At 71.1% G+C, this 1,367-nt stretch carries 2 protein-coding genes; both read right to left on the minus strand.

The window, feature by feature from the left end; all coding sequences use genetic code 11:
* Positions 1 to 28 precede the first annotated feature (28 nt).
* On the minus strand, positions 29 to 631 hold the full coding sequence (locus tag ETD83_RS45185) for an MFS transporter (protein ID WP_329603083.1): 603 nt from the start codon (positions 629 to 631) through the stop codon (positions 29 to 31).
* On the minus strand, positions 553 to 1,074 hold the full coding sequence (locus tag ETD83_RS45190; RefSeq protein ID WP_329603084.1) for an MFS transporter: 522 nt from the start codon (positions 1,072 to 1,074) through the stop codon (positions 553 to 555). Before ETD83_RS45190 ends, ETD83_RS45185 begins: the two co-directional genes overlap by 79 nt.
* Positions 1,075 to 1,367 lie beyond the last annotated feature (293 nt).

Here is a 1,367-nt window from a genome sequence, read left to right on the forward strand (position 1 = left end):
ACCCCGCCCCCCGTGACCCGGCACCGGGTCAGGTCGTGCTGGGGACTCGGTCGTCGACCGCAAGGGCCGGTTGTGTAGTAGAGGTGCTAGAGGTGCGGCGGAGGAGCAGCGGGACGCAGAGGAAGATGGACGCGCCCATGACGGCGAAGTACGCCATGGTTCCGGCGTCCAGCAGGAAGCCGCCGGCGAAAGGGCCCAGGAAGAAGCCGAGCTGGCGGACCTCGGACAGGCCGAAGTAGGCGCCCTTGTGCTCGTCGTCCGCCATCTCGTGGACGGCCATGTCGGGCATCGGCAGCAGGATGCCCTCGCCGATCGTCCAGAACACGATCCCGACGTACAGCCAGGCCAGGCCGGACGGGCTCGCCCAGAAGCAGGCGAACGCGACCGTGAAGCTCACCGCGCCGGCGACGACCATGACGTTGCGGCCGAGCCGTCCGGACACCCGGTCGATCGGAAGCTGGAAGGCCAGCGCGAGGACGGCGTTGGTGATGAACAGCGCGGCGAAGTACTCCTCGGTGCGTTCGCCGTACCTGCCTTTCATATAGAGCGGGATCATGGACTCCATCTGGGAGAAGACGAAGAAGACCACGATCCCGGCGGTGACGACGGCGAGGAGGCGGCGGTCGCGCAGCGTCGCCGCGACCGGATGCCGGGACGATGCGCGTCCGCGCGCGGCGGATGCAGCTTCTTCGCGCCCGGCTCCACCATCAGCCGCGCCACGCCGAGCAGCAGGAACAGGACGATGATCGCCGGGGCGGAGCGGGCCGTGGCCAGCAGGGCGTAGACGGTGACGTAGAGCAGCAGGCCCGCCCGCATGAGCGGGACGGCGCCGAGCCGGTCCACGATCATTCCGCCGAGCAGGCCGCCGAACGCGGCGGTGAGCGCGACCGCCCCGACGACCGCACCGACCGCCGGCGTGCCGAGGCTCGTGTGCTCGCTCAGGTACAGCGGCGCGAACGGCATGGCCGCGAAGAAGGCGAGCGAGTTCAGCAGCGCGCCGCCTTCGAGCAGCCGCTGCGCCGGACTGAGCCGCCACAGCGGCGCCCGCGCCCGTCCCCGTCCCTCACCCGCCACGCTGCGCACGGTACGCGCCGCCACCGACACCCCACGGCGAGGAGGCGAGGAGAGCGAGGAGGCGAGGAGAGCGAGGAGGCGAGGAGAGCGAGGAGGCGCTTGAGGCTTGGAGGCGCTTGACGCCCGGAGGTCCGGAGGCCCGAACGCGTTTGAGGCCCGGCCGCGCTGAGGACCGGACGCCCTCGAAGCCCGCACGCGCTGAGGCTCGGATGCGCTCGACGTCCGGGCGCGCTGAAGGCTCGGAGTTTTGGGGCTTTGAGGGCTCTGGGGCATTGGGCGGGGCGGTATTTGGT

Source organism: Actinomadura soli (genome assembly GCF_005889715.1).
In the GTDB taxonomy this organism is placed as follows: Bacteria; Actinomycetota; Actinomycetes; order Streptosporangiales; family Streptosporangiaceae; genus Spirillospora; species Spirillospora soli.